The sequence below is a fragment of the Solimonas soli DSM 21787 genome, assembly GCF_000474945.1.
GTDB classification, from domain to species: domain Bacteria; phylum Pseudomonadota; class Gammaproteobacteria; order Nevskiales; family Nevskiaceae; genus Solimonas; species Solimonas soli.
Map to the genome: position 1 here is coordinate 279,185 of NZ_KI440837.1, position 25,460 is coordinate 304,644.

26 protein-coding genes are annotated in these 25,460 nt (G+C 68.1%); 1 reads left to right on the plus strand and 25 read right to left on the minus strand.

Annotation, left to right across the window (positions count from 1 at the left end):
• Positions 1–5 precede the first annotated feature (5 nt).
• From queC to lpdA, 15 genes are all read right to left on the minus strand, one after another.
• Positions 6–680: a 7-cyano-7-deazaguanine synthase QueC gene (gene queC / locus K344_RS0115885; RefSeq protein ID WP_028081496.1), complete on the minus strand. Its 675-nt coding sequence runs from the start codon at positions 678–680 to the stop codon at positions 6–8.
• 23 nt (positions 681–703) lie between these two features.
• The gene (gene queE, locus K344_RS0115890) at positions 704–1,390 is read right to left on the minus strand and encodes a 7-carboxy-7-deazaguanine synthase QueE (RefSeq protein WP_043114715.1); all 687 of its coding nucleotides are present in this window, start codon (positions 1,388–1,390) and stop codon (positions 704–706) included.
• Between the two features lie 30 nt (positions 1,391–1,420).
• A complete protein-coding gene (gene ybgF / locus K344_RS22090; protein WP_051362301.1) occupies positions 1,421–2,311 on the minus strand; it encodes a tol-pal system protein YbgF in 891 nt (296 codons plus the stop codon).
• A gap of 33 nt (positions 2,312–2,344) precedes the next feature.
• Positions 2,345–2,860, minus strand: coding sequence for a peptidoglycan-associated lipoprotein Pal (pal, locus tag K344_RS0115900; protein ID WP_028081498.1), 516 nt, complete (start codon positions 2,858–2,860; stop codon positions 2,345–2,347).
• 50 nt (positions 2,861–2,910) lie between these two features.
• Positions 2,911–4,206 (minus strand): Tol-Pal system beta propeller repeat protein TolB, encoded by a 1,296-nt coding sequence (gene tolB / locus K344_RS0115905; protein WP_028081499.1) that lies wholly within the window; start codon positions 4,204–4,206, stop codon positions 2,911–2,913.
• Between the two features lie 52 nt (positions 4,207–4,258).
• On the minus strand, positions 4,259–5,206 hold the full coding sequence (tolA, locus tag K344_RS22095) for a cell envelope integrity protein TolA (RefSeq protein ID WP_028081500.1): 948 nt from the start codon (positions 5,204–5,206) through the stop codon (positions 4,259–4,261).
• Entirely contained in the window at positions 5,206–5,610 is a 405-nt protein-coding gene (locus K344_RS0115915; RefSeq protein ID WP_245586245.1) for an ExbD/TolR family protein, read from the minus strand. Before K344_RS0115915 ends, tolA begins: the two co-directional genes overlap by 1 nt.
• Before the next feature lie 46 nt (positions 5,611–5,656).
• A complete protein-coding gene (tolQ, locus tag K344_RS0115920; protein WP_028081502.1) occupies positions 5,657–6,337 on the minus strand; it encodes a protein TolQ in 681 nt (226 codons plus the stop codon).
• Between the two features lie 87 nt (positions 6,338–6,424).
• Positions 6,425–6,856, minus strand: coding sequence for a tol-pal system-associated acyl-CoA thioesterase (gene ybgC, locus K344_RS0115925; RefSeq protein ID WP_028081503.1), 432 nt, complete (start codon positions 6,854–6,856; stop codon positions 6,425–6,427).
• A 7-nt stretch (positions 6,857–6,863) separates the two neighbouring features.
• Positions 6,864–7,895 carry a Holliday junction branch migration DNA helicase RuvB gene (gene ruvB / locus K344_RS0115930; RefSeq protein ID WP_028081504.1) on the minus strand — a complete coding sequence of 344 codons (1,032 nt, stop codon included), beginning with the start codon at positions 7,893–7,895 and terminating at the stop codon, positions 6,864–6,866.
• Between the two features lie 73 nt (positions 7,896–7,968).
• Positions 7,969–8,556 (minus strand): Holliday junction branch migration protein RuvA, encoded by a 588-nt coding sequence (ruvA, locus tag K344_RS0115935; protein ID WP_028081505.1) that lies wholly within the window; start codon positions 8,554–8,556, stop codon positions 7,969–7,971.
• Entirely contained in the window at positions 8,553–9,077 is a 525-nt protein-coding gene (gene ruvC / locus K344_RS0115940; RefSeq protein WP_028081506.1) for a crossover junction endodeoxyribonuclease RuvC, read from the minus strand. The genes ruvA and ruvC overlap by 4 nt, the downstream gene beginning before the upstream one ends.
• A 10-nt stretch (positions 9,078–9,087) precedes the next feature.
• Positions 9,088–9,807, minus strand: coding sequence for a YebC/PmpR family DNA-binding transcriptional regulator (locus tag K344_RS0115945; RefSeq protein WP_028081507.1), 720 nt, complete (start codon positions 9,805–9,807; stop codon positions 9,088–9,090).
• 35 nt (positions 9,808–9,842) lie between these two features.
• Positions 9,843–10,445 carry a YfaZ family outer membrane protein gene (locus K344_RS23170; protein ID WP_169729308.1) on the minus strand — a complete coding sequence of 201 codons (603 nt, stop codon included), beginning with the start codon at positions 10,443–10,445 and terminating at the stop codon, positions 9,843–9,845.
• Positions 10,446–10,534: 89 nt separating this feature from the next.
• Positions 10,535–11,971 (minus strand): dihydrolipoyl dehydrogenase, encoded by a 1,437-nt coding sequence (gene lpdA, locus K344_RS0115955; protein WP_028081508.1) that lies wholly within the window; start codon positions 11,969–11,971, stop codon positions 10,535–10,537.
• Positions 11,972–12,127: 156 nt separating this feature from the next.
• Here lpdA and K344_RS22105 point away from each other — a divergent pair, with 156 nt between their 5' ends.
• Positions 12,128–13,000, plus strand: coding sequence for a class I SAM-dependent methyltransferase (locus K344_RS22105; protein ID WP_169729309.1), 873 nt, complete (start codon positions 12,128–12,130; stop codon positions 12,998–13,000).
• 3 nt (positions 13,001–13,003) lie between these two features.
• Here the strand turns inward: K344_RS22105 and K344_RS0115965 are convergent, their stop codons facing one another.
• The 10 genes from K344_RS0115965 to K344_RS0116010 form a co-directional block, all read right to left on the minus strand.
• The gene (locus K344_RS0115965; protein ID WP_051362304.1) at positions 13,004–13,891 is read right to left on the minus strand and encodes a metal-dependent hydrolase; all 888 of its coding nucleotides are present in this window, start codon (positions 13,889–13,891) and stop codon (positions 13,004–13,006) included.
• Positions 13,892–14,001: 110 nt separating this feature from the next.
• On the minus strand, positions 14,002–15,033 hold the full coding sequence (locus tag K344_RS23175; protein ID WP_051362305.1) for an AraC family transcriptional regulator: 1,032 nt from the start codon (positions 15,031–15,033) through the stop codon (positions 14,002–14,004).
• A gap of 82 nt (positions 15,034–15,115) precedes the next feature.
• On the minus strand, positions 15,116–16,342 hold the full coding sequence (gene odhB / locus K344_RS0115975) for a 2-oxoglutarate dehydrogenase complex dihydrolipoyllysine-residue succinyltransferase (protein ID WP_028081510.1): 1,227 nt from the start codon (positions 16,340–16,342) through the stop codon (positions 15,116–15,118).
• Positions 16,343–16,432: 90 nt separating this feature from the next.
• On the minus strand, positions 16,433–19,285 hold the full coding sequence (locus K344_RS0115980) for a 2-oxoglutarate dehydrogenase E1 component (RefSeq protein ID WP_028081511.1): 2,853 nt from the start codon (positions 19,283–19,285) through the stop codon (positions 16,433–16,435).
• An 84-nt stretch (positions 19,286–19,369) separates the two neighbouring features.
• Entirely contained in the window at positions 19,370–20,275 is a 906-nt protein-coding gene (gene galU / locus K344_RS0115985) for a UTP--glucose-1-phosphate uridylyltransferase GalU (protein ID WP_028081512.1), read from the minus strand.
• 24 nt (positions 20,276–20,299) lie between these two features.
• Positions 20,300–21,181, minus strand: coding sequence for a MaoC/PaaZ C-terminal domain-containing protein (locus K344_RS0115990; protein WP_028081513.1), 882 nt, complete (start codon positions 21,179–21,181; stop codon positions 20,300–20,302).
• A 93-nt stretch (positions 21,182–21,274) separates the two neighbouring features.
• Positions 21,275–22,501: a c-type cytochrome biogenesis protein CcmI gene (ccmI, locus tag K344_RS0115995; RefSeq protein WP_028081514.1), complete on the minus strand. Its 1,227-nt coding sequence runs from the start codon at positions 22,499–22,501 to the stop codon at positions 21,275–21,277.
• Entirely contained in the window at positions 22,498–22,956 is a 459-nt protein-coding gene (locus K344_RS0116000) for a cytochrome c-type biogenesis protein (protein WP_028081515.1), read from the minus strand. Before K344_RS0116000 ends, ccmI begins: the two co-directional genes overlap by 4 nt.
• Entirely contained in the window at positions 22,953–23,474 is a 522-nt protein-coding gene (locus K344_RS0116005) for a DsbE family thiol:disulfide interchange protein (protein ID WP_051362306.1), read from the minus strand. Before K344_RS0116005 ends, K344_RS0116000 begins: the two co-directional genes overlap by 4 nt.
• On the minus strand, positions 23,474–25,456 hold the full coding sequence (locus K344_RS0116010; protein WP_028081517.1) for a heme lyase CcmF/NrfE family subunit: 1,983 nt from the start codon (positions 25,454–25,456) through the stop codon (positions 23,474–23,476). The genes K344_RS0116005 and K344_RS0116010 overlap by 1 nt, the downstream gene beginning before the upstream one ends.
• Between the last annotated feature and the right edge of the window lie 4 nt (positions 25,457–25,460).

Here is a 25,460-nt window from a genome sequence, read left to right on the forward strand (position 1 = left end):
TGATGTCAGCGACGATACGGCGTCGGGTCGGCGACGCCCGCCTCGGCGAAACCGGCGGCGCGCAGCCGGCAGGAATCGCAGACGCCGCAGGCGGTGCCGGCCTCGTCGGCCTGGTAGCAGGACACGGTCAGCGCGTAGTCGACGCCGAGACGGGTGCCCTCGCGGATGATGTCGGCCTTGCTCATCGTCAGCAGCGGCGCGTGCACGCGGAAGGCGCGGCCCTCGACGCCGGCCTTGGTCGCCACGTTGGCCAGCGCCTCGAAGGCACGGATGAACTCGGGGCGGCAGTCCGGATAGCCGGAGTAGTCGACCGCATTGACGCCGATGAACAGGTCCTGCGCGCCGAGCACCTCGGCCCAGCCGAGGGCCAGCGACAGGAACAGCGTGTTGCGCGCCGGCACGTAGGTCACCGGAATACCCTCGCCCAGCGACTCGGGAACGGCGATGCTGCGGTCGGTCAGCGCCGAGCCGCCGACCGCGTCGAGATTGACGTGCATGGTCTGCAGGCGCTCGGCGCCGAGCGCGGCGGCGACGCGCTGCGCGGCCTTGAGTTCGGCGACGTGGCGCTGGCCATAGGAAACGGCTAGCGCGTAGCACGCGCAGCCCTGGGCGCGGGCCATCGCCAGCACGGTCGCCGAATCGAGACCGCCGGACAGAAGGATGACGGCTTTCTTGCTCATGTTTGCTTCCCCGACGCGCCGCGCTACTTGCCGGCCACGTTACCCCACAAGACCTTGTGCAGCTGCATCTGGAAACGCACCGGCAGGCGGTCGGCGATGAGCCAGTCGGCGAGCGCTCTGGCGTCGAGCTGGTCCTGGCTCGGCGAAAACAGCACGGCGCAGCGCTCGGCGAGGCGATGCTCGGCGACGCGCTCGCGCGCCCAGTCGTAGTCCTCGCGGCTGCAGAGCACGAACTTGATCTCGTCGTGCGGCTGCAGCAGCTCGATGTTCTCCCAGCGATTGCGCGCCACTTCTCCGGAGCCAGGCGTCTTGATGTCGACCACGCGCACGACGCGCGCATCGACCGCGCCGATGTCGAGCGCGCCGCTGGTCTCCAGCGACACGCGATGGCCGGCATCGCAGAGCCGCGCCAGCAGCGGCAGGCAGTTCTTCTGCGCCAGCGGCTCGCCGCCGGTGACGCAGACGTGGCGGGCGCCGAGCCGCGTCACTTCGGCGAGGATGTCGTCGAGCGTCAGCCATTGCCCGCCGTAGAACGAATACGTCGTATCGCAATACTGGCAGCGCAGCGGACAGCCGGTCAGGCGCACGAACACGGTCGGCCAGCCGACCGAGGACGATTCGCCCTGCAGCGAGAGAAAGATTTCGGTGATTTTCAGCCGCGCGGCTTGCGCGACCGGGGCAGCTTCGACGTCCAACGCAGTTTCCGGCATCGCGCCGGCAACGGCGCTCAGGCCGGCATTCTACTTCTTGCCTGGCTCGAGGCGCTGCTGCGCGAGGCGCGCGGCGTTCGAATTGGGATAGGTCTTGATGACCTTCTGCAGCGTGGCGCGGCCGCTGGACTGGTCGCCCATGTCCATCTGCACGAGGCCGGACTTGAGCAGTGCATCCGGACCCTTGGCGCTCTGCGGGAAACGCTGGTTGACGGCCTGGAAGGCCGCCAGTGCCGACTTGTAGTCGCGCTTCACGTAATAGGCTTCGCCGCTCCAGTACAAGGCGTTGTCGGCATAGCGACCGGACGGCCAGCGCTCCAGCTGCGCGCGAAAGCCCTTGATCGCGTCGTCGTACTTGCCGTTCTTCAGCGCATCGAAGGCGCCGAGGTAAGCGGCTTCCTCCTCCGGCGAAGGACCGTTGCCCTGCGACAGCGTCGTACCGCCGGCGGCCAACGGCGTCTGCGCCGGCGTGACCACCGGAATGCTGTTGCTGTCGGCCTGCGCCTGCGCCGCGGGCGCCGCCGTCACTGGCGCGCTGCTCGGCGGCGGGTACGCGGCGCCACCGGCTTGCGGCGCCGGCGGCGTCGCCGCAGCACCGCCGGCCTCGAGGCGCTGCAGGCGCGCTTCGAGATCGCGGCTGCGCTGCTGCGACTGGTCGAAATCGTAGCGCAGCTTCTCGACATCGCCGCGCAGGGTGCGCAGGTCGTCGCGAAGATGCTGGTTCTGCTCGTCCATGCCGCCGAGATTGGCGGCGTCGAGCCGGCGCTGCACGACCGCGAGGCGGCTCTCGACGGTCTGCAGACGCCGCTCCTCCGGAGACAGCACATCCTTGCCATTGCCCGAAACGCTGCCGCCGTAATCCGACGCGCAGGCCGCGAGCATGGCTGCGTAGGCGACGACAACGAAGCGGGCGTAGCGCATGGACGGCTCCGGAGGGCGGCGGATCAGATCGCCTTACTGACGGATGATCTGCGCGCGGCGGTTCTGCGACCAGGCCGATTCATCATGGCCTTCGGCGACCGGGCGCTCTTCACCGTAGCTGATCACCGAGATCTGCGCCGGCGTCACGCCCCGGGCGGTCAGCGCATCCTTGACCGCATTGGCGCGGCGCTCGCCGAGGCCGATGTTGTACTCGCGGGTGCCGCGCTCGTCGGTGTGGCCTTCGATGCGGACCTTGGCGACCGGGTTGGCCGACAGGTACTTGGCGTAGGAATCGACGACCGACTGGTATTCCGGCTTGATGGCGCTGGAGTCGTAGTCGAAGTAGACCAGGTTGTTGCTCAGCGCGCGCTCGGCGGCGGTACGGGCGTCTTCGCCGCCCAGCTGCGTGCCGGCGCCGGCCGTGTCGTTGTAGGCCGAGCCGGTCGACGGCGTCGGCGTGCTGGCGGTCTTGTCGCCCTTGGAGGCGCAGGCACCGAGGGCAAGCATGGAGGCGAAGAGGGCGGACAGCAGAACTTTATTCTTGATCATCTTGGAACTCCTACTACGGAGAACGACGGGTCGGGTATGAGGGTTGGGGCTTATTTCATCAAGGGTGACCACGCGGGTTCCTGCACATCGCCACCGGCTTGCCGCATCGTCAGACGCACACGCCCGTCGATCGACACGGTTTCGAGTTGCCGGCCCTTGGGCCCTTGCGACGAATAGATTATCACGGCGCCACCGGGCGCAAACGACGGACCTTCATCGAGAGGACCGCTGCTGAGCACGCGCATGACGCCCGTTGTCAGGTCCTGGACAGCCACGCGCTGTCCGCCATCGGTGTTGACGAAGACGATCGATTTGCCGTCCGGCGAATAGCTCGGACGCAGGTTCTGCGAACCCTGGAACGTGAGGCGGCGCGGCTCGCCGCCGTTGGCGCTCATCTCGTAGATCTGCGGCTTGCCGCCGCGGTCCGAGGTGAAGACGATCTTGCTGCCGTCCGGCGACCAGGCCGGTTCGGTGTCGATGCCGTAGTGGTCGGTCAGACGCTTGCGCTGCTTGGTCGCCAGATCCATCACGTAGATGTCAGGATTGGTTTCGAACGACAGCACGAACGCCATCTTGGTGCCATCCGGCGACCAGGCCGGCGAACCGTTGATGCCCTTCTCGCTGACCAGCTTCTGCACCTGGCCGGTCTCGGTCGAGTAGATGTAGATCGCCGAACGGCCGCGCTCGTAGCCGACCAGCGCGATCTTCTTGCGATCCGGCGACCACGACGGCGACATGATCGTCTCGCGCGAGTTGATCGGGTACTGCGGGTTCTCGCCGTCCGAGTCGGCGATCACCAGCTGGTAGGTGCGCTGGAAGCCGAGCCCCTTGGCGACCACGTAGGCGATCTTGGTATTGAAGTAACCGGGAATGCCGAGCAGCTGCTCATAGATCTTGTCGGCGATCCAGTGCGCGGCATAGCGCGCCTGCGAGACGTTCCGGATCGGATAGTCGTAGGCGATGATCTGCTTGCCCGACAGCGAGTCGACGAGGAAAAAGCGCACCACGAAGCCGCCCTTGCCGTCGTCCCAGGCCTTGCCGATCACGACGTTGTCGATGCCCTGCTGCTTCCAGGGCGCCGGGTCGAACGACGCCATCTCGCTCGGCCGCTGGCGCATCTCCTCGCGGGCCAGCGTGCGGAACCGCCCGCTGCGCTGCAGGTCGTTGTTGATGACCTGCGCCAGGTCGGTCGTCAGACCGGCCGGCTGCGCGAACGGCACGATGGCGATCGGCAACGCGCCGACGTCGCCGCCGGTGACGGTGATTTCGAGCTGGGCCTGCGCCGGCAACGATGACAGGCCGCAGACGAGGGCCGCGGCTGCGACGATTCGCTTGAAGATGCTCATGGCGGTCAAAGATCCGACGTTGTAAATGAGTCTACGATGAACGGCGGCGCCGTCACCGCGCGCGCGGCGTGAAATTGACGGTGACATTCGGCACGAAAGCCTTCGGCTCCTGCGGCAGCGGCATCGGGCTCGCCTTCAGCACCGCCGCCTCGACCGAACGGTCGAGCGGTGCGTTGCCGCAGCTGGTGACCACGCGCACCGACTGCACCGAGCCATCCGGCGCCAGCTGCATGGCGACCTGGCAGGAAAAGTCGTCCGGCGAGGCCGGCGGGCGGATCCAGAACTTGCGGATGCGGGCAGCCATGACCTGGCCCCAATCGGCTTGCGCCTGCTGGATGCGCCCCTGCAGCTCGGCGGCCATCGCCGCCTCCAGTTCTTCCTTGCGACGCTTGGCCTCGGCGGCTTCCGCCTCACGCTTCTTGCGTTCGGCCTCGGCGCGCTCGGCTTCCATCTGCCGCTTGAGCTCGGCTTCGGCGTCCTTCTTGCGCTGCTCTTCCTGGCGCTTCTGCTCGGCCTCTTCCTGCTTCTTGCGCAGTTCTTCCTGGCGCTTCTGTTCCTCTTCGGCCTTCTTCTGCAGCTGCTCCTGCCGCTTGCGCTCCGCCTCGGCTTTCAGCTCGGCCTGCTTCTGCGCACGCTGCTCGGCCTCGACGCGCTTCTTCTCTTCGTCCTGCTGCGCCTTTTTCTGGCGCTCGACCTCGGCCTGCTTGGCTTTTTCCTGCTGCTCTTGCTGCTGTTCCTGCTCGCGCTTCTGCTGCTCGGCCTGCTCGCGCTCGGTCTGTTCCTGCTGCTTCTGCTCCTCGAGCTGGCGCTGCCGCTCCTGCTCCTGCTGCTTGCGGATCTGCTCGGCGCGCGCCTCGCGCGGGTCCTGCGAAATCAACACCGCCTCGATCGGCGGCGGCGCCTGGATCTTGCGATGAAAGATCGCGCCCGCGAACAGCAGCGCGAACAGAACGAGATGCAGCGCGAGGGCTGCGATCAGATAGCGACGCTCGACGATCATCAGCGCTTGTTGGTCTTGCCCGCCGTGTCGTCCGCGGCTTCGGTGACGAAGCCGATCTTGGTGACGCCGGCGCCGCGCAGGATCGCCATGCCTTTGGCGACATACTCGTACGGCACCTTCTTGTCGCCGTTGACGAGCATCATCTGCTCCGGCCTGGCCTGCGCCAGCTCCTGCGCCTTGGCGCCGAGCGCGTCCTCGCTCAGCGTTTCACCGTTGAGCTTGTAGCTGCCGTCGGCGAGGATCTGCAGCGTCGGCGGATCCTCCGGCACGGTCATCGACTCGGCGTTGGCATCGGGCAGATCGACGTCGATGCCCTGCGTCATCAGCGGCGCGGTGACCATGAAGATGATCAGCAGCACGAGCATCACGTCGATGTACGGCACGACGTTGATGTCGGCGTTCATGCGCCGCTTCTTGCCGCCGCCGCGGCTCTGCACGGGCGCGCCCATCTCAGTGCTTCCCGCCGCGCAGACCGCGCTCGATGATGCCGGTCAGCTCGTCGGCGAAGACCTGGAAGCGCGAGTCGAGCTTCTCGACGCCGCGCGTCAGGAAGTTGTAGGCGATGACCGCCGGGATGGCGGCGAACAGGCCCATGGCGGTGGCGATCAGCGCTTCGGCAATGCCGGGCGCGACGGTGGCCAGCGAGGCCTGCTTGACGTTACCGATCGAGATGAAGGCGCTCATGATGCCCCACACGGTGCCGAACAGGCCGACGTAGGGGCTGGTCGAACCAATCGTCGCCAGCAGCGCGAGGCCGCCTTCGAGCTTCTCGACCTCGCGCGTCTGCGTGACGCGCATCTGGCGCTGCACGGCGGCGAGCACGTCGTCCGGATCGGCCTTGCCGGTGGTCTGCTGGCGCACGAATTCCTCGTAGCCAGCGACGAAGATCGCCGGCATGCCGGCCTGCTCGCCGCCGCGGCGCAGGCGCTCGTAGAGATCGGCGAGATTACCGCCGCTCCAGAACTGCTCCTCGAAGCTGCCGGCCGCCTTGAACGTGCGCGACTGCTGCGCGCGCCGGCTGAGAATGACGGCCCAGGACACGACCGATGCGACGACGAGCAGGAACAGCACGACCTGCGCGAGCGCGCTGGCCTGCAGGATCAGATGGGTCAGCGAGAGATTGGCATTCATGGAAAGCGTATGGCCCGGGAAGCGGATACGGAAAATAACCGCTGAACCTTAACATTCCCCGACGCGCGGATCACGTCATCCGATGACTCAAGCCGCCGGATTCCGTGCCTCGCGCCAGTCGTCGATGGCCCGTTCGAGCGCTTCCGGCAAGGGCACGGGACGAAAATCCGTGCTGCCGACGCAGCCCACGCGGACCTTGGCGCGCGCCAGCAGCTGGCGCTCGCCGGCGCGGTACAGCGTCTGCTCGAAGACGATGCTGGCGCGGCGGATCAGCGGCACCGCGGTGTGGATCTCGAGCGCATCGTCGAGCCGCGCCGGCATGCGGAAGTCGATTTCCATGTTGGCGACCGTGAAGGCGATGCCGAGATCGCGCATCAGCGCATCCTGGCCGAGCCCGAGCGCGCGCAGCCACTCGGTGCGCGCGCGCTCGAAGAAGCGCAGGTAGTTGGCGTGGTAGACGACGCCGCTGACGTCGGTGTCCTCGTAGTAGACCCGCGCCGGAAAGACGAAGACCGTCACGCGCGGCTCACTCGCTGAACAGGTCCGGCGTGCCGAGGCGGTCGGGCATCTTCAGACCATAGTGCTGATACGCGAGCTTGCCGGCGATGCGGCCGCGCGGCGTACGCATCAGATAACCCTGCTGGATCAGGTAGGGCTCGATGACGTCCTCGATCGTGTCGCGCGCCTCGCCGATCGCCGCGGCGAGATTGTCGACGCCGGCCGGGCCGCCGTCGAAGCGCTCGATCAGGGCCAGCAGCAGTTTGCGGTCCATGAGATCGAAGCCTTGGCCGTCCACCGACAGCAGCTGCATCGCCTCGCCGGCGAGCGCCGCGGTGATGCGGCCGTCGCCGCGCACCTCGGCGTAGTCGCGCGCGCGGCGCAAGAGGCGGTTGGCGATGCGCGGCGTGCCGCGCGAGCGGCGCGCGATCTCGGCTGCGCCCTCGGCCTCGATCGGCGCGCCGAGGATGCCGGCCGAACGCGTGACGATGTGCGTGAGATCCGGCACCGAATAGAACTCGAGGCGCTGCACGAGGCCGAAGCGGTCGCGCAACGGACTGGTCAGGCTGCCGGCGCGCGTCGTCGCGCCGACCAGCGTGAACGGCGGCAGGTCGAGGCGGATCGAGCGCGCCGCCGGGCCTTCGCCGATGACGATGTCGAGCTGGTAATCCTCCATCGCCGGATACAGCACTTCCTCGACGATGGGCGAAAGGCGATGGATTTCGTCGACGAACAGGAGGTCGCGCGGTTCGAGATTGGTCAGCAGCGCGGCGAGATCGCCGGGCCGTTCGAGCACCGGCCCCGAAGTCTGGCGCAGGTTGACGCCCATTTCCTCGGCGAGGATGTGCGCGAGCGTGGTCTTGCCGAGGCCCGGCGGGCCGAAGATCAGCACGTGGTCGAGCGCGTCGCCGCGCCGGCGCGCCGCCTCGATAGCGATGCCCATCTGCTCGCGGACCGCCGGCTGGCCGACGTAATCGGCGAGCCGCTGCGGACGGATCGCGCGCTCGACGCGCTCCTCGTCGCCGCCCGCCTTTGCCGAGATGATGCGCTCCTCGGTCATGCGCCCACCCGAGGCAGACGGACGTCCTCTCCGTGCGGCGGACGAGGCAGTGAACCCCTGCATGCGCCGACGCTCATTTCACCGCGCGCTTCAGCGCTTCCTGGATGATCTGCTCGGTCGTCATGCCGTCCTTATACACGGCTTCGGTGAAGCGCTGGATCTCGGCCGGCTTGTAGCCGAGCGCGGCCAGCGCGCTCTTCGCCTCGCCGAGCGCGGACGCATCGACGGCGAGCTTGATGCCGGCGCCGCCCTCGCCTTCGGCGCCGGCCTTGTCGCGCATCTCGACGACGAGGCGCTCGGCGGTCTTGCGGCCGACGCCGGGCAGCTTGGTGAGGCGCGCGACGTCGCCGGCGCGCACCGTGTTCCAGAAATCCTCGACGCTGACGCCGGACAGCACGGTCAGCGCCAGCTTCGGACCGACGCCGGAGATCTTGATCAGCTCGCGGAACAGCGCCTTCTCGGTCGCGGTCGCGAAGCCGAACAGCAGATGCGCGTCCTCGCGCACCGTCAGATGCGTCTGCAGGGTAAGCGTCTCGCCGAGCGCCGGCAGCTTGTAGAAGGTCGACATCGGCGCCTCGATCTCGTAGCCGACGCCGTTCACGTCGACGAGCAGCAGCGGCGGCTGCTTGAGCACCAGGCGGCCGGTGATGCGGCCGATCATGCGCGGCTCCAGCTCTTGCTGCGCGCGCCGACGGCGATACCGGCCTGCGCGCGCACGCCGCGCACCTGCGCGTGCGTCAGCGCGATCGCCAGCGCATCGGAGGCGTCGACCGCCATGCGTCCCTGCAGATTCAGCAGCACCTTCACCATGTGTTGCACCTGGAGTTTCTCGGCGCGGCCGCTGCCGGTCAGCGCCAGCTTGACCTGCGCCGGCGCGTATTCGGCGACCGCGAGTCCGACCTGCGCCAGCGTGCACAGCGCGACGCCGCGCGCCTGGCCGAGCACCAGCGCGGTCTGCACGTTCTTGTTGACGAAGACTTCCTCGACCGCCGCTTCCATCGGCCCGAATTCGGCGAGCAGCGCGGCCAGTTCGCTCTGGATCTGCAGCAGACGCTGCGGCATCGTGCCGAGCGCCGTGCTGATGCGGCCGGCGGCGATCAGGCGCGCGCGGCCGCGATCCGACTCGATGATGCCGTAGCCCGTGTGCCGCGATCCCGGGTCGATGCCGATGATGCGGATCACGTCGGCCTTCTTATCCGAGATCCGCGTTCGAGTAGACCTTCTGCACGTCGTCGAGGTCCTCGAGCATGTCGATCAGCTTCTGCACCGCTTCGCGCGACTCGGCGGGTACCTCGACCATCGTGCCGGCGCGCATCGTGATGTCGGCCTGCACGGGCTTGAGCCCCTTGCCTCCGAGCGCCTGCTTCACCGCCTCGAAGCCCTCCGGCGACGACAGCACTTCGGTCCAGCCGTCCTCGCTGACCACGTCGTCGGCGCCGGCCTCGAGCGCCGCTTCGAGAATCTGCTCCTCGAGCGCGGCGTCGCCGTTCGTCTCGAAGAAGATCTGGCCGACGCGGCTGAACATGTAGGCGACCGCACCGGACGTGCCGAGATTGCCGCCGTTCTTGCTGAAGGCGTGACGCACCTCGGCGACCGTGCGCGTCGGGTTATCGGTCATGCAGTCGACGATGACCGCCACGCCGCCCGGCGCATAGCCCTCGTAGCGCACTTCCTCGAACTGATCCGCGCCGCCCTCGCCGGTGCCGCGCTTGATGGCGCGCTCGGCGGTGTCCTTCGTCATGTTGGCGTCGAAGGCCTTGTCGAGCGCGATGCGCAGGCGCGGGTTCGTCTTCGGATCGCCGCCGCCGGCCCGCGCGGCGACGGTGATCTCGCGGATGAACTTGGTGAACAGCTTGCCGCGCCTGGCGTCCTCGGCGCCCTTGCGCGCCGCGATGCTTGGACCTCGACCCATAGATTTTCCCTGTTGCCTCTGCGCCGGACGCGATCTTAGAACGTCAGCGCGATGCCGCCATAGAGGCCGGTGTCGAGCGTCACGTCCGGACCGCCGTCGACGCCGAACTTGACGTTGCGCGCGCCGAGATAGATCGCCGCGTTGCGGTTCAGCTCGTAGCTGACGGCGATGCCGAGATCGCGGTAGCTGTCGATGTCGCCGAAGCTGACGACGCTCGGCGCGTACCAGACGTAGCCGGTCAGCGCGAGGCGCTCGTAGCCCGGCAGGCGCGCGTCGAACTTCACGCCCGGCGCGATCGCGCCGCCGTTGTCGCCGTCGCCGCCGATGTAGACGCCGCGCAGGCCGGCGCCGACCTTGAGATCCAGATCGCGCAGGCCGGCGTCGCCGGTCACCAGAAAGCCGGCGTGCACGGCGTAGCTGTCCTCGCCATCATCGCGGTGCTGCAGGTAGCCGACGTCGTACTGGCCCTCGGCGCCGCCGATCAGGCGCGACAGCGGCCCGTTCAGGCCGAAGCGGAACGAATCGCCCGACAGCGAGAAATCGACGGTCTCGGCCTGCGCCGCGCCGGCGGCGAGCGCCAGGCCCATGGCGGCGAGCGGTGCGCAAAGCTGGGGGAACCGCATCAGCAGCGACTTCATGTCCGGTGTGCTCCTCATGGTGTTTGCAGGGATCGCAGAAACGCGAACGGCGCCCCGCTCGCGCGAGGCGCCGGACGGCATCTTACTGCTTACTTCCTGACCTTGTTGACCGCGTGGATCGCGCGGCCGTCGACGGACAGGATCGCCTCGTGGAAGGTCTCGGCGAGCGAGGGGTGGCCGTGCATGGTCAGCGCGTAATCCTCGACCGTCGCCGCGAACTCGAGGCCGAGCACCGCTTCGGCGACCAGCTCCGAGACGTACGGGCCGATCATGTGGATGCCGAGCACGCGGTCGGTCTTGGCGTCGGCGATGATCTTGATCGTGCCGCCGGCCTGCTCCATGGCCTTGGCGCGGCCGTTCGCGGCGAACGGCGCGGTGCCGACCTTGACCTCGTAGCCCTTGGCCTTGGCCTGTTCTTCCGAGAGGCCGGTCCACGCCACTTCCGGCATCGTGTAGATGACGCTCGGCACGGCGTTGTAGTTGACCTGCGTGTGTTCGCCGTGCAGCTGCTCGGCGAGCGCGACGCCTTCCTCGATCGCCTTGTGCGCGAGCATCGCACCGCCGATCACGTCGCCGACGGCGTAGATGCCCGGCACATTGGTCTTGTAGTTGGCGTCGACCTTGACGAAGCCGCGCTCGTCGAAGGCCACGCCGATTTCCCTGGCGTTGAGGCCGTCGGTGTTCGGACGGCGGCCGACGGCGACGATCAGCTTGTCGAAGGTCTCCGTCTTCTTCTCGCCGTTCACCTCGTACTCGACGTCGACGGCCTTGCCGGTGTTCTTGGCGCTGATGACTTTGGCGCCGAGACGGATGTCGAGACCCTGCTTGGTGAAGGTGCGCAGCGCTTCCTTGGCGATCGCCGCATCGACCATCGGCAGGAAGGTCGGCAGCGCTTCGAGGATCACGGTCTTGGCGCCGAGGCGGCTCCACACCGAGCCGAGCTCCACGCCGATCACGCCGGCGCCGATGATGCCGAGCGTTTTCGGCACTTCGGTGAAATCGAGGGCGCCCCATGAGTCGACGATGTTCTGGTCGTCGAACGGCGCGATCTTCAGGTTCACCGGCGACGAGCCGGTGGCGATGACGATGTGCTTGGCGCTGAGGATCTGCTTGTCGCCCTTGTGCGGCGTGAATTCGACCTGGCCGTTGCCGAGCAGCTTGCCGAAGCCTTCGAGGCCGGTGACCTTGTTGGCCTGGAACAGCGTCTTGATGCCGCCGGTGAGGCTGCGCGACACCGCCGTCTTGCGCGCCTGCATCTTGGCGAGGTCGAGCTTGATGTCGCCGACGCCGATGCCGTGCGCCGCCGTTTCATGGTGCACGCGATGCCAGAGTTCCGAGGATTCGAGCAGCGCCTTCGACGGGATGCAGCCGGCATTGAGGCAGGTGCCGCCGAACGCCGGCGTGTTGTCCTTGTTGAGCCAGACGTCGATGCAGGCGGTCTTGAAGCCGAGCTGGGCAGCGCGAATGGCCGTCGGATAGCCGGCGGGGCCGCCGCCGACCACGACGATGTCGTATTGGTCTGTCATGTTGCTCCTTCGTGATCGCGCGCATTCTAGCCCCGAGTGCCAGTCGTCGCACGGCATTCGGCTATAATTTTCGGCATGCGCGGAGGGGGTCTGGCTTGCCGGCGGCCGCGCCGATCAGAAATGGCGAACACGCCATACGATTTTCCCGATCGATCGATGAATTCCGCAGCGGATCAACACGGCGCGCTGGCCGAGCTCGAGACATGCTGGCACGACGTCAGCCTGCCCGACGCCTGGCCCGATCGCCTGCGCTGGCGGCGTCCGCGTGATTTCTGGCAGCTGCTGCGCAAGTTCCTGCTGCGCCGCGTCGGCCGCGTCGAGCTGCCGCGCGATCTGCCGCTGCGCGTCGCGCTGCCGAAGTATCTGCTGCTCGAATTCCACAATCTGCCGAACGGCAACTACTCGAAGAAGATCACGCAGGGCTACAGCACCGGCTTCGATCGCGTGATGCTCGGCGAGATGCGCCGCGCGCGCCGCGCGCTGGCCGCATGCTTCGAGGGCTGCCGGCGCGTGCTCGATCTCGGCTGCGGCGCCGGCTATTCCTCGCAGGCGCTGGTCGAGGCCGGCGTCACCGAAGTCGTCGGGCTCGACGCCTCGCCGTACCTGCTGCAGCACGCCGCCCGCCAGTTCGCCGCACCGCGCTTCGTGCAGGGCCTGGCCGAGGACACGCGCTTGCCGGCCGGCGGTTTCGACGGCATCTCCGCCTGCTTCCTGTTCCACGAGCTGCCGCCGCGCTACGCGCGCGACGCGCTGCGCGAATGCCGGCGGCTGCTGCGGCCGGACGGCCGCCTGGCGATCCTCGAACCGGCTTCGGAACAGTTCTTCGGCCGGCCGCGCGCGCTGTGGCGCCAGTACGGCTGGCGCGGGCTTTACTTCTGGTGGCTGGCGCGCTTCGTCAACGAACCGTTCGCGGACGCCTGGCACCGCACCGAGGTACCGCGCTGGCTCGCCGAGGCGGGCTTCGCGCTGGTCGAGGATCGCGACCTGTTCCCGGCGCGGCTGATCGTCGCGCAGCGACGCGACGCTTGAGCGTCAGGCGGCGGCGCGCGTCGCCGCCATCACCGTGTCGGCCGCGTGCACGGCGTCGTTGCCGCTGCCTTCGTAGGCCTCGCGCCAGCGCGTGTAGGTGTCGAGATCGCCGTGCTGCCAGGGATGGAAGCCGGGCTTGAAGTACGCGAGGTAATGGCGCATCAGCCGCGGATACAGGCCGCCGGGCCCGTACAGCCACCACAGCCCTTTCATCCACACGCCGAAGCGGTTCTTCACGCCGTCGATCTTGAACATGTGGCGCATGATCAGGAACACGTGCAGCGGGAAGGTCAGCGAGACCTGCAGCATGCTCAGCACGCGCGTGAAGTAGCCGCCGCGCGCGACCTTCTGGAACACGTCGAAGGCGACCGCCTTGTGCTCGATCTCCTCGACCGCGTGCCAGGCGTACATCGCGCGCACCCGCGGATCGGCGTCCTCGAACATGCCGTTGGCGAAGAAGCCGTGCGCCATCAGCGCCGTCATGTGCTCGGCGGCGGCGGTCTGGCCGAGCGTGAAGACCTTCGGCAGGCGCTTGCGGAAGAAGCCGAACATGATGTCCTTCTGCCGCTCGAGGATGTGGTCGACGGCGACGCCCTGCGCCTTCAGGTGATTGTTGAACGCCGTGTGCACGATGCCGTGCTGGCCTTCCTGGTAGATGAAGTCCTTGACCTGCGCGGCGAGCGCCGGGTCGCTGATGCGCTCGCGGTAGTCGCGCACGCAGGCGATGAAGAACTTCTCGCCTTCCGGGAAGAGCAGCGACATCGCGTCGAAGAAGCGCGTGCGGAACGGATCGTTCCCGAACCACCAGCGCGGCAGGTCGGCCCACGCGAACTCGGGGCCCTTGCGCGGCACGATCGCCTGAGCGCTGCCACCGTTTCCGCCATCGGCCATGTCCGTTCTCCGCATCTTTCCGTCGATGGCGCCCAATCTAGGCGGCGGCCGGCGCCGCGGCTATGACGCGGCGCGACGCATAAGGAACAATTCGCGACAGCCGCGGCCGGTTATTTCGCGCGCCGCCGGTACTGGCTCGGCGTGACGCCGGCCCAGCGCATGAAGGCGCGCGTGAAGCTGCGCCGGTCGGAGAAGCCGAGGCGCTCGCTGATCGTCTCGAGATCGAGGCGCGGATCGTCGAGATCGCGCAGCGCGAGGCGGTAGCGCACCCGGGTTTGCAGCGCGGCGTAGGCCTCGCCCTCCTCGCGCAGGCGCCGCTGCAGCGTGCGCTCGTGCAGATCGAGCCGCCGCGCCATTTGCGCGATGCCGAGCCCGAGCAGATGCGGCTCGCGCTCGAACTGCGCCTCGACCGCGGCGATCAGCCCGCTGCGCCGCGGCAGCCGCGCGAGGCGCTGCTCGACGCGCACCTCGGCCTGATCGTGCAGCGCGGGGAAGCCACCGTCGAGCGGCGCGTCGAGCTGGGCGCGCGGCAGCTCGATGGCGTTGCAGGGCTGCGCGAACGCGACCGGAATGCGGAAGTAGCCGTCGTAGCTCGCGGCGTGCGGCGGCGCCGGATAGCGGAAGCGCAGCTGGCTGAAGCGTTCGACGTCGCCGTTCAGCAGACGCCCGAATTTGGCGATCGCCGCGAAGATCGATTCGATGAAGTAGACCGCGACCGCGCCGCCGGCCTGCGCCTCGCCGCTGCCGCGCAGCACGAGGCGCGCGAGTTCGCCGTCCTCCTCGAGCTGCACGTCGATCATCGGGTTGATCAGCGCGCGCACCCATTCGAAGACGCGCGTCGCATCGCGCAGCGTCGGGCTGGTCGCGAGGAAGGTGCCGATGTCCGGCAGATAGTCGAAGGCGAAGGTCTCGCCGAGCACGAAGGGAAAATGCTGGCCGCGCGCGCGTTCGACGCAGGCCGCCATCACCCGTTCGAGCTGCGGTCGCTGGATCGTCGCGTCCTCGAGATGGATCAGGTCGGTCTCGACGCCGAGTTGGTCGAACACCGGCTGGATGTTGAAGCCGCACAGCGCCGCCGCCTTGACCCAGTTCGGCAAGGTGATGAACGGCAGCGGTTGTTCGTGCAGCGGCGCCTGACGCATGGCGCGAGTATGCCGGACGGCCGCGCAAACGAATCGGGCCCGCTTCGCGGGCCCGGTGTCGTCGCGGCAAATCGCCGGTCGATCAGAGCTGCAGCAGCAGCTTGGCCGGATCCTCGAGGCATTCCTTGATCGTGCGCAGGCCGAGCACGGCTTCCTTGCCGTCGATGATGCGGTGATCGTAGGACAGCGCCAGATACATCATCGGACGGATGACGATCTGGCCGTCGACGACGACCGGCCGCTCGGTGATGCCGTGCATGCCGAGGATGGCCGACTGCGGGGGGTTGAGGATCGGCGTCGACATCATCGAGCCGAAGATGCCGCCGTTGGTGATCGAGAACGTGCCGCCCGACAGGTCTTCCATCGTCAGCTTGTTGGCCTTGGCGCGGGCGCCGAAGTCGCCGATCGTCTTCTCGATGCCGGCCAGCGACAGCTGATCTGCGTCGCGCAGGATCGGCACGACGAGACCGCGCTCCGAGGACACCGCGATGCCGATGTCGTAGTAGCCGTGATAGATGATGTCGCCGCCGTCGACCGAGGCGTTCAGCACCGGATACTTCTTCAGCGCCTCGACCGCGGCGCGCACGAAGAAGCTCATGAAGCCGAGCTTGACGCCGTGCGCCTTCTCGAAGTCGTTCTTGTACTTGGCGCGGATGTCCATCACCGCCTTGAGATCGACCTCGTTGAAGGTCGTCAGCATCGCCGTGGTGTTCTTCGCCTCGAGCAGACGCTCGGCGATGCGCGCGCGGATGCGCGTCATCGGCACGCGCTGCTCTTCGCGGGCGCCGAGCGCCTTGGGCGCGGCGGGCGCCGCGGCAGCGGCAGGCTTGGCGGCCGGCGCGGCGGCCGGCTTCGGCTTCGCCGCATAGGCCTTGACGTCCTCGACCGTCAGGCGGCCGCCCTTGCCGGTACCGCTGATCTGGCCCGCCGACAGGCCGAGTTCGGACAGCAGCTTGCGCACCGCCGGGCTCTGGCCGTCTTCCGACGACATTGCCGCCGGTTCCGCGCTCGCGGCCTTCGGCGCCGCGGCTTCGTTCTTCGCCGGCTCGCTCTTGGCCGGCGCGGCGGCCGCGCCCTCCTCGAGGATGCCGAGCACGTCGCCCGCCTGCACCGTCGCGCCGGCCTCGACGCGGATTTCCTTCAGCACGCCATCGGCCGTGGCCGGCACTTCGAGCATGACCTTGTCCGTTTCGAGATCGAGCATGTTCTGCTCGCGGGACACGGCGTCGCCAGCCTTGAAGTGCCAGGTCGCGATGGTCGCCGACGAGACCGACTCCGGCAGGTTGGGAACTTTGATTTCGATGGCCATCTTTGGGGATTTCCTTGTTTCGCTCTTTTGCTGTCTGTTCAAAGAACAGGGCCGGTTCACACCGGCCCCGTCATGCCCATGCGGGCAATGTTACATGCGCTTGCCGCCGGTCAATGCTTCCTGCACGACTTCGGCCTGTTCCTTCTGGTGCACCTTGAGATAGCCGACCGCGGTCGTCGAAGCGCCCTTGCGCGTCGAGTAGAACATCTGGTGCTGCGGCTGCAGGTAGGCGGCGAGGCGGTGCTTGATCTGGTACCAGGCGCCCTGGTTCTCCGGCTCTTCCTGGCACCAGACCACTTCCTTCGCATTCGGATAGGCGGCGAGCGCCCGCTCGTAGCCTTCGCGCGGGAACGGATAAAGCTGTTCGATGCGCACGATGGCGACGTTCTCAAGCTTCTGCTTCTGGCGTTCCTGCACGAGATCGAAGTAGACCTTGCCCGAGCAGAACACGATGCGCGTGACCTTCCTGGCGTCGAGTTGCTCGATCTCCTGGATCACCGGCTGGAAGCCGCCCTTGGTCAGATCGTCGAGCGTCGACACCGACAGCGGATGGCGCAGCAGCGACTTCGGCGTCATCACGATCAGCGGCAGGCGCAGCGAGCGCTTCATCTGGCGACGCAGCATGTGGAACATCTGCGCCGGCGTCGACGGCACGCAGACCTGCTGGTTGTTCTCGGCGCACAGCTGCAGGAAGCGTTCGAGGCGGCCCGACGAGTGCTCCGGACCCTGGCCTTCGTAGCCGTGCGGCAGGAACACGGCGAGGCCGCAGAGTCGCGCCCACTTGGCGTAGCCGGACGAGATGAACTGGTCGAACAGCACCTGCGCGCCGTTGGCGAAATCGCCGAACTGCGCTTCCCAGATCACCAGCGAATCCGGATCGGTCGTCGAGTAGCCGTACTCGAAGCCGAGCACGCCCTCTTCCGACAGCAGCGTGTCGTTGACGACGAAGCCGTACTTGTCCGGCACCAGGTGGCGCAGCGGCGTGTAGCGCTGGCCGTTCTTGACGTCGTGAATCGTCGCGTGGCGGTGGAAGAACGTGCCGCGGCGCGTATCCTGGCCGGACAGGCGCACGTGGAAACCGTCCTTGACCAGCGCGGCGTAGGCCATCGTTTCGGCGAAGCCCCAGTCCATCGGCAGTTCGCCGGCCGCCATCTTGGCGCGGTCTTCCCAGATCTTGGCGACGCGCGGATGCAGCGTGAAGCCTTCCGGCAGCTTCAGCAGCTGGTCGGACAGCGCCTGGATCGACTTCTTGCTGAGCGTCGTGTCGGTGACGGTGTCCCAGGTGCCCTGGCTGTACTTCGACCAGTTGACGGTGTGCTTGTTGCCGACCAGGCCGAGCGTCGTGCGCACGATGTTCTCGCCCTTGTCGAGGCCATCGCGATAGGCCTTGACCAGCTGGTCGGCCTCGCCCTTGGCGATCGTGCCTTCCTCTTCCAGCTTCTTCGCGTACAGGGTCAGCGTCGTCGGATGCTTCTTGATGACTTCGTACATCACCGGGCTGGTCACGCTCGGCTCGTCGGCCTCGTTGTGGCCGAGGCGGCGGTAGCAGCAGATGTCGACGATGACGTCCTTGTGGAACTCGTTGCGGAAGTCCATCGCCAGGCCGGTGACGAAGGTCACCGCTTCCGGATCGTCGCCGTTGACGTGGAACACCGGCGCTTCGAGCATCTTGGCGAGATCGGTGCAGTAGCGCGAGGTGCGCACTTCCTTGCGGCGCTGCGCCTCGATCGGGTCCGGCGTGGTGAAGCCGATCTGGTTGTTGACGATCAGGTGCACGGTGCCGCCGGTCGCGTAGCCCTTGGCCTGCGACAGCTGCAGCGTCTCCATGACCACGCCCTGGCCGGCGAAGGCCGCGTCGCCGTGGATCAGCACCGGCACGATCTTCTGGCCGGCCTCGTCGCCGCGTCGCGTCTGGCGCGCCTTGACCGAGCCCTCGACGACCGGGTTGACGATCTCGAGATGCGAAGGGTTGAAGGCCAGCACCAGGTGCAGGCGCTTGCCGTCGACATCGACGTCGGTCGAGAAGCCCATGTGGTACTTGACGTCGCCGGCGCGCGACAGCGCCTCGACCGAGTACTTGCCCTCGAACTCGGCGAACAGGTCCTTCGGCGACTTGCCGAGCGTGTTGATCAGCACGTTGAGGCGGCCGCGGTGCGCCATGCCGATGACGATTTCCTCGACGTCGCGCGCCGCGCAGGCGCGCAGGATTTCGTCCATCGCCGGCATCAGCGAGTCGCCGCCTTCCAGCGAGAAGCGCTTCTGGCCGACGTACTTGTTGTGCAGATAGCGCTCGAGGCCTTCGGCGGCGACGAGATGCTTGAGCACCTCGCGCTTGCGCGCGGCGGGCAGCTTGGGCTGGAACGCGACGGCTTCGAGGCGGCTCTGGATCCAGCGCTTTTCGCTGGTTTCCGTCAGGTACATGTACTCGGTACCGATGGTGTCCGTGTACGTGGCCTTGAGGATGCGGATGATCTCCTTGAGCGGCAGGCGATCGTTGCCGGCGGCGAGCGTCCCGGTGTTGAACACCGTTTCCATGTCCTCGGGGCCGAGACCGTGGAACGCCGGATCGAGATCCTCGATCGGCTCGACCGGCGACAGGCCCAGCGGATCGAGCCTGGCGGCCTGGTGGCCGCGCATGCGGTAGTAGTTGATCAGGCGCAGCACGCCGGCCTGCTTCTCGGCGGCCTTGGCATCGAAGCCGGCCTCGGCGGCGACCACGCGGCGCGGCTCGCGGGCGAGCCGCTCGAAGCGCGCGACCACTTCGCTGTGCGGCGTCTCGCGCGGCCCGGTCTTGTCCTGGATCAGGCGGAAGTACGCCCGCCAGCTCGGATCGACCGATTCCGGGTCGTCGAGGAACTGTTCGTAGAACGCTTCGACATAGGGCGCGTTGGCGCCGTTGATCGAAGACGACTCAATGAAGCTCTGATACTTGCTGGTCGCCATGATTGCGTAGTGCTCGTCTGTGTGTTCGTGTCACCCCGGCTGTTTCAGCATCGTTTGAGAACTTCGTTGTCCGTTCGCGAAGCTTTACGCCTTGGCCCGCTTCTTGTCCTGCTCGTGCCAACCCGCGGTCAGGTCGGTGAGGTAGCGGCGGAAGTCTTCCGCCAGCTCGGGATGTTTGAGTCCGAATTCGACGTTGGCGCGCAGGTAGCCGAGCTTCGAGCCGCAGTCGTGGCGGATGCCCTCGAATTCATAGGACAGCACGGTCTGCTCGTTGAGCATCAGGCTGATGGCGTCGGTCAGCTGGATTTCGCCGCCGGCGCCGCGCTGCGTGCGCTCGAGCAGCTTGAAGATGCGCGGCGTCAGGATGTAGCGGCCTACGACGGCGAGATTGCTCGGCGCGTTCTCCGGCTTCGGCTTCTCGACCATCTTCTTGATTTCCGACAGGCCCGGGCCGATCGGCTGCACGTCGACGATGCCGTAGCTCGACACGTCTTCCTGCGGCACGCGCTGCGTGGCGAGCACGCTGGTGCCGTACTGCTGATACACGCGGTGCATCTGCGACAGGCAGGGCTGCAGGCGGCCGTCGATGAGATCGTCGGCGAGGATCACGTAGAAGTCCTCGTCGCCGACCGCCGGCCAGGCCTGCAGCACGGCGTGGCCGAGGCCCAGCGCCTCGGCCTGGCGGATGTAGATGCAGGTGACGCCCGGCGGCACGATGTCCTGCACGGTTTCGAGCAGCTTGTTCTTGCCGCGCGCGGCCAGCTCGGCCTCGAGCTCGTAGGCCTTGTCGAAGTGATCCATGATGGAATTCTTCGAGCGGCCGGTGATGAAGATGAGTTCCTGGGCGCCGGCGCTGATCGCTTCCTGGACGGCGTACTGGATCAGCGGCTTGTCGACGACCGGCAGCATTTCCTTGGCGCTCGCCTTGGTCGCGGGCAAGAAGCGGGTGCCGAGACCGGCAACGGGAAAGACCGCCTTGCGGATACGCATGAGAACTCCTTGAGGTCGATTATTTTAGCGCAGCATGCCGGACAAATGGACCTTATCCGAATTGCGGGAAAGCATCGCAAATTCGATATACCCGCGGGAAGAATGCGCCGCCCGGCCCTCCCCGGCGGCGCCGTGCGCGAACTTCAGCGCCGCGCGGCCGGGCAGGAACAAGGGCTGGCGGAACTGCACGTCGAGCAGTTTCGGCTCGCCCTCGAGGCGGTCGGCGAGCAGCGCCGCGCAGTGCGCCGCCGACCACATGCCGTGCGCGATGTGGCGCTTGAAGCCGAACAGCCGGGCCGGCAGCGGCGCCAGATGGATCGGATTGAAATCCTTGCCGACCTTGGCGTAACGGCGGCCGATGTCGCCCGGCGCGTCGATCGCAATGTACTCGGACAGGCTGGCCGGCAGCGGTGCCGGCTTGGCCGCCGGCTCCTTCGGGCCGGGGATGCGGAACAGCGTGGTCATGACTTCGTTCCACACTTCGGTGCCGTCGACGCTGACGCTCGACACGATGTCGAACTCGAGGCCCTGGCGCACTTCGCGCGCCTCGCCGAGGCGCACGTCGAAGTCGTAGCTTTCGCCGCTGCCGAGCCCGCGCACCTGCTCGATGCGGTTGCGCACGTGCACCAGGCCGAGCAGCGGCAGCGGAAACTGCGGCTGCGTCATCAGGTGCAGATGCAGCGCCGCCGCCATGACGTGCGGAAACGTGATCGGCAGGGTGTGGCCGTCGGCGAAGCCGCACACGGCGCGATAGTCGGCGAGCTGCTTGGCCGACGCCCGCACGCCCTTCACCTGCACGCCGTACTGCGGGATGCGCGGCTTGCCCCGGGGGCGGCGCAGCACCGTCGAAGCGGCTTTGAGGTAAAGGCCTTCGGCGGAAGGCAGCTTGGCAAGCGTGGCGTTCATCTGGGAAATCCCTGGTGTCGAAAGAGTGACCGATGATGGGCGATCAATGATGGTGCGCCGGCCGTGAACTCCTGCTGACAGCGAGGAACGTTCCTACGGCAGTTGCCGGTCGATCAGCAGATCGACCGGCGTGCCGGCCTCGGCGCGGCTGGCAGGATGCCGGCCTTCGAGGTCGCCGGACAGCGCCTCGGCGCCAGCGCCGCTGGTCAAACGGGCCGTGACGACCCAGCGCCCGAAGCTCGACAGCTTCATCGCCGGCAGCATCGCCATGCTGTCGTCGAGCGTGACGGTCAGCGGCAGCGTCGGCGAAGCGATGCGCTGCACGGCGAGCGGCATCGGCGGCCCGTCCTCGGCCTTGGCGAAGACCAGCAGCGTCATGCCCGGCTTGAGCTGCGCGCGCAGGGCGTCGGCGAGGCGCACGTTCACGGTCAGGCGCAGGCCGGCCGCCGCCGGCGGGCCGGCCTTTTTCGGCGGCAGCGTCTGTCCGGCCTTCTGCGCGAGCTGCGGCAACTGCTGTTCGAGCACGGCGGAGACGTCCTCCGGCAGCTCCTGGTCGCGCAGCGCGAGCCAGTGGCGGTAGGCGGTCGCCGCATCGCCGGCCTGCAGCGCGGCCAGGCCGGCGTACCAGAGCGCTTCCGCGTGGCCGGGGTCGAGTTGCAGCGCCTGCTCGAACAGCGCCCGCGACGGCCGCAGATCACGCTCCGGCGAAGCCAGGCCTTGCGCCGCACCGGCCGCGACCAGCCAGTCCGCCTGCGGCTGCTCGACGCTCAGTGCGTTGGCGCGCGCGTAGGCCTTGGCGGCCTCGGCGTAACGCTGGGTGACGACGTAGGAGCGCCCCAGCATCGCCCAGCCCTGGGCGTCGTCCGGCTGCGCCTTCAGGCGCGTTTCGAGCCGGGCGATCATGCCGTCGATCATCTGTCGCTCGGCGGCCTGCGGATCGCGCTGCGCGAGGTCGATGAGGGCACGCGTCTGCCAGTTGCCGGCGACCGCGTAGGCGAGGCCGGCGCCGACGAGCAGCACGAGCACGGCGAGCAGCGCCGCCAGCGGCCGGCGCGGCGCTTCGCCGGCCTCGGCGGTCTCGCCGGCGTCGTGCAGCAGGCGCGCGGCGGCCTCGTCGCGCAAGGGCTGCGCCGATTCGGCGTCGAGCGTGCCGGCGGCGAGATCGGCGTCGATCTCGGCGACGCGCGTTTCGTAGGCGACGACGTTGGCGCGCCGGCGGCGCACGGTCGCGGCGGTGGCCTTGCTCCACAGGGGCCGCGTCAGCCAGGCACCGGCGGCCAGCGCCAGCAGCGCCATGAGCAGCACGCTCGTCACGTTCATCGGGATTCCACGTCCGGCTTCGGCTCGCGTCGGTATTCCTCGGCCAGCAGTCGTTGCAGCGCCTCGCGATCGACGGCGGCCGGCGCCGCCACCTTGCGCGCGCGCGCGAAGCGCAGGGCGACGATCAGAGCGAACAGCAGCACGACGAAAGGCCCGCCCCACAGCAGCCAGGTCTTGGCCTTGAACGGCGGCCGGTACAGCACGAAATCGCCGTAGCGGTCGGTGAGGTATCGCTTGATCTCGGCGTCGCTGCGGCCGGCGGCGATCTGCGCCTCGACCTGCTGGCGCAGGTCGGCGGCGAGCGGCGCCGTCGAATCGGCGATCGTCTCGTTCTGGCAGACCAGGCAGCGCAGTTCGCGGATCAGCGCGTCGTAGCGTGCCTGCTGTTCATCGCTCAGCGCCGCCGCGGCCAGCGCCGGCAGCGACAGCAGCAGGACGGCGAGCGCGCGCCTCACGGCCCGGCTCCGAGCAGCGGCGCGACCTTGTCGCGCCAGACTTCTTCGCCGAGCGGCCCGATCTGCTTGTAGACGATGGTGCCGGCGGCGTCGAGCACATAGGTTTCCGGCGCGCCGTAGACGCCCCAGTCGAGGCCCATCGCGCCCTGCGGATCGGCGACCACGGTGCGGTAGGGATTGCCGTGCCGCGCGAGCCATGCGGCGCCGTCGGCGTCGCTGTCCTTGTAGTCGATGCCGATGATCTCGACGCCCTGCCCCGCGAGCCGCATCAGGAACGGATGCTCGACGCGGCAGGCCGCGCACCAGCTGGCGAAGAAATTGACGAGCACGGCGCGGCCCTTCAGGTCGGCGATCGTGTAGGGCTGTTCGGGATGGCCGAGCACGGCCAGCGAGAACGCCGGCGCCGGCTTGCCGATCAGCGGGCTCGGCACCTCGCGCGGATCGCGCTTCAGGCCGGCGGCGAACAGCACGACGAGGCCGACGAGCACCAGGGCCGGCACCACATAACGTAGACGCATCAGGCGGCGGCCTCCGCGCCGGATGTCGCGGCTTCTCGCAGCTTCGCCAGGCGGTAGCGGCGGTCGGAGGCGGCGACGAGGCCGCCGAAGGCCATGATGAAACCGCCCCACCAGACCAGACGCATCATCGGCTTGTAGTAGACGCGCAGCGCCCAGTCGCCGGCGGCGTTGTTCTTGTCGATCGGCTCGCCGAGCGCGACGTAGAGATCGCGCAGCGCGTTGTGGTCGACCGAGGACTCCGTCATCAGCTGCCCGGTCGCGTGATAGAGGCGTTTCTCGGGCGTCAGCGTGGCGACGGTGCGCCCGTCGCGGCGCACTTCGACCGTGCCGTGATCGGCATCGTAGTTCGGCCCGCGGCGCGGCTCGGTGCCCTGGAACAGGAAGTCATAGCCGGACAGCGTCGCCGCCTGCCCCGGCCCGAGGCGCACGTCCTTCTCGACGCTGTAGAGGCTGACGAAGCTGATGCCGAGCACCCAGACGCCGAGGCCGAGATGCGCGATGGTCATGCCCCAGACCGCGCGCGGGATCTGCGTCAGGCCCTGCAGGCGATCGCGCCGGGCGCGCACGCGGCGCACGATCTCCTGCAAGGCGGTGACGATGACCCACAGCGCCAGCATGCCGCCGGCGATCGCCACGAGCTTGGTCGGGTGGCCGAGCAGCCAGGGCAGCGCGAGACCGAGAACGACGGCGATCGCCGCCGGCGCGCGCATGCGCTTCCAGACTTCGCGCGCCTTCGCCCGCTTCCAGCCGACCGCCGAGGCGAACCCGACCAGCACGGCGAGCGGCGCCGTCAGCGGAATGAACACGGCGTTGAAGTACGGCGGACCGACCGACACCTTGCCGGCGTTCAGCGCGTCGATCACCAGCGGATAGAGCGTGCCGAGCAGCACCGCGGTCGCGGCGACCACGAGGAACACGTTGTTGAGCAGCAAGAGCCCCTCGCGCGAGAACAGCGCGAAGTCGGCCTGCGACACGAACTTCGGCGCACGCCAGGCATAGAGCGTGAAGGCGATGCCGAGCACGATCGCCAGGAACGTCAGGATGAACACGCCGCGCGCCGGATCGGTGGCGAAGGCGTGCACGGAGACCAGCACGCCGGAGCGCACCAGGAAGGTGCCCAGCAGCGACAGCGCGAATGCGAGAATCGCCAGCAGCACGGTCCAGGCTTTCATCTGGTCGCGCTTCTCGGTGACGGCGAGCGAATGGATCAGCGCGGTGCCGACCAGCCAGGGCATGAACGAAGCGTTCTCGACCGGATCCCAGAACCACCAGCCGCCCCAGCCGAGCTCGTTGTAGGCCCACCAGGAGCCGAGCGTGATGCCGCAGGTGAGGAACAGCCAGGCCGTCGTCGTCCACGGCCGCGTCCAGCGCGCCCAGGCGGCGTCGAGGCGGCCGGAGATCAGCGCGGCGATGGCGAAGGCGAAGGCCACCGAGAAGCCGACATAGCCCATGTACAGCATCGGCGGATGGATGACGAAGCCCGGGTCCTGCAGCAGCGGATTGAGGTCGCGGCCATCCTCCGGCACCGGGAAGTTCAGGTCGAAGGGATTCGAGGTGAGCAGGATGAACAGCAGGAAGCCGATCGACAGCGCGCCGAGCACGGCGAGCGCGGTGGCGACGAGGTCCGGCGGCAGGCGGCGGTTGAACACCGACACCGCCGCGCTCCAGCCGCTCAGCATCAGCATCCACAGCAGCATCGAGCCTTCGTGCGCGCCCCATACCGCCGTCGCGCGGTAGACCAGCGGCAGATCGGAATGGCTGTTGGCGGCGACGTAGGCCACCGACCAGTCGCGGGTCACGAAGGCATAGCTCAGGCACAGGTAGGCGGCGAAGATCAGCGCGAACTGCGTCTGCGCCGCCGAACCGGCGACCGCCATCAGGCGACGATCGCGGCGGACGACGCCGAGCGCCGGCACCGCCGCCTGCAGGATCGCCACGACCAGGGCCGCGATCAGCGCGAAATGACCGAGTTCCGGGATCATCGTC

Bases quoted from the DNA above. Each gene is read 5' to 3' on its own strand.
- K344_RS0115990 (WP_028081513.1), bottom strand. From the start codon at position 21,181: ATGAACGCCACGCTTGCCAAGCTGCCTTCCGCCGAAGGCCTTTACCTC.
- K344_RS0116010 (WP_028081517.1), bottom strand. From the start codon at position 25,456: ATGATCCCGGAACTCGGTCATTTCGCGCTGATCGCGGCCCTGGTCGTG.
- K344_RS0115945 (WP_028081507.1), bottom strand. From the start codon at position 9,807: ATGGGTCGAGGTCCAAGCATCGCGGCGCGCAAGGGCGCCGAGGACGCC.
- K344_RS0116005 (WP_051362306.1), bottom strand. From the start codon at position 23,474: ATGCGTCTACGTTATGTGGTGCCGGCCCTGGTGCTCGTCGGCCTCGTC.
- K344_RS0115915 (WP_245586245.1), bottom strand. From the start codon at position 5,610: ATGAACGCCGACATCAACGTCGTGCCGTACATCGACGTGATGCTCGTG.
- K344_RS0115980 (WP_028081511.1), bottom strand. From the start codon at position 19,285: ATGGCGACCAGCAAGTATCAGAGCTTCATTGAGTCGTCTTCGATCAAC.
- K344_RS23175 (WP_051362305.1), bottom strand. From the start codon at position 15,033: ATGCGTCAGGCGCCGCTGCACGAACAACCGCTGCCGTTCATCACCTTG.
- K344_RS22105 (WP_169729309.1), top strand. From the start codon at position 12,128: ATGAATTCCGCAGCGGATCAACACGGCGCGCTGGCCGAGCTCGAGACA.
- K344_RS0115965 (WP_051362304.1), bottom strand. From the start codon at position 13,891: ATGGCCGATGGCGGAAACGGTGGCAGCGCTCAGGCGATCGTGCCGCGC.
- queE (WP_043114715.1), bottom strand. From the start codon at position 1,390: ATGCCGGAAACTGCGTTGGACGTCGAAGCTGCCCCGGTCGCGCAAGCC.
- tolB (WP_028081499.1), bottom strand. From the start codon at position 4,206: ATGAGCATCTTCAAGCGAATCGTCGCAGCCGCGGCCCTCGTCTGCGGC.
- ybgF (WP_051362301.1), bottom strand. From the start codon at position 2,311: ATGCGCTACGCCCGCTTCGTTGTCGTCGCCTACGCAGCCATGCTCGCG.
- ccmI (WP_028081514.1), bottom strand. From the start codon at position 22,501: ATGAACGTGACGAGCGTGCTGCTCATGGCGCTGCTGGCGCTGGCCGCC.
- queC (WP_028081496.1), bottom strand. From the start codon at position 680: ATGAGCAAGAAAGCCGTCATCCTTCTGTCCGGCGGTCTCGATTCGGCG.
- odhB (WP_028081510.1), bottom strand. From the start codon at position 16,342: ATGGCCATCGAAATCAAAGTTCCCAACCTGCCGGAGTCGGTCTCGTCG.
- tolA (WP_028081500.1), bottom strand. From the start codon at position 5,206: ATGATCGTCGAGCGTCGCTATCTGATCGCAGCCCTCGCGCTGCATCTC.
- K344_RS23170 (WP_169729308.1), bottom strand. From the start codon at position 10,445: ATGAAGTCGCTGCTGATGCGGTTCCCCCAGCTTTGCGCACCGCTCGCC.
- tolQ (WP_028081502.1), bottom strand. From the start codon at position 6,337: ATGAATGCCAATCTCTCGCTGACCCATCTGATCCTGCAGGCCAGCGCG.
- lpdA (WP_028081508.1), bottom strand. From the start codon at position 11,971: ATGACAGACCAATACGACATCGTCGTGGTCGGCGGCGGCCCCGCCGGC.
- galU (WP_028081512.1), bottom strand. From the start codon at position 20,275: ATGCGTATCCGCAAGGCGGTCTTTCCCGTTGCCGGTCTCGGCACCCGC.
- pal (WP_028081498.1), bottom strand. From the start codon at position 2,860: ATGATCAAGAATAAAGTTCTGCTGTCCGCCCTCTTCGCCTCCATGCTT.
- ruvA (WP_028081505.1), bottom strand. From the start codon at position 8,556: ATGATCGGCCGCATCACCGGCCGCCTGGTGCTCAAGCAGCCGCCGCTG.
- ruvB (WP_028081504.1), bottom strand. From the start codon at position 7,895: ATGACCGAGGAGCGCATCATCTCGGCAAAGGCGGGCGGCGACGAGGAG.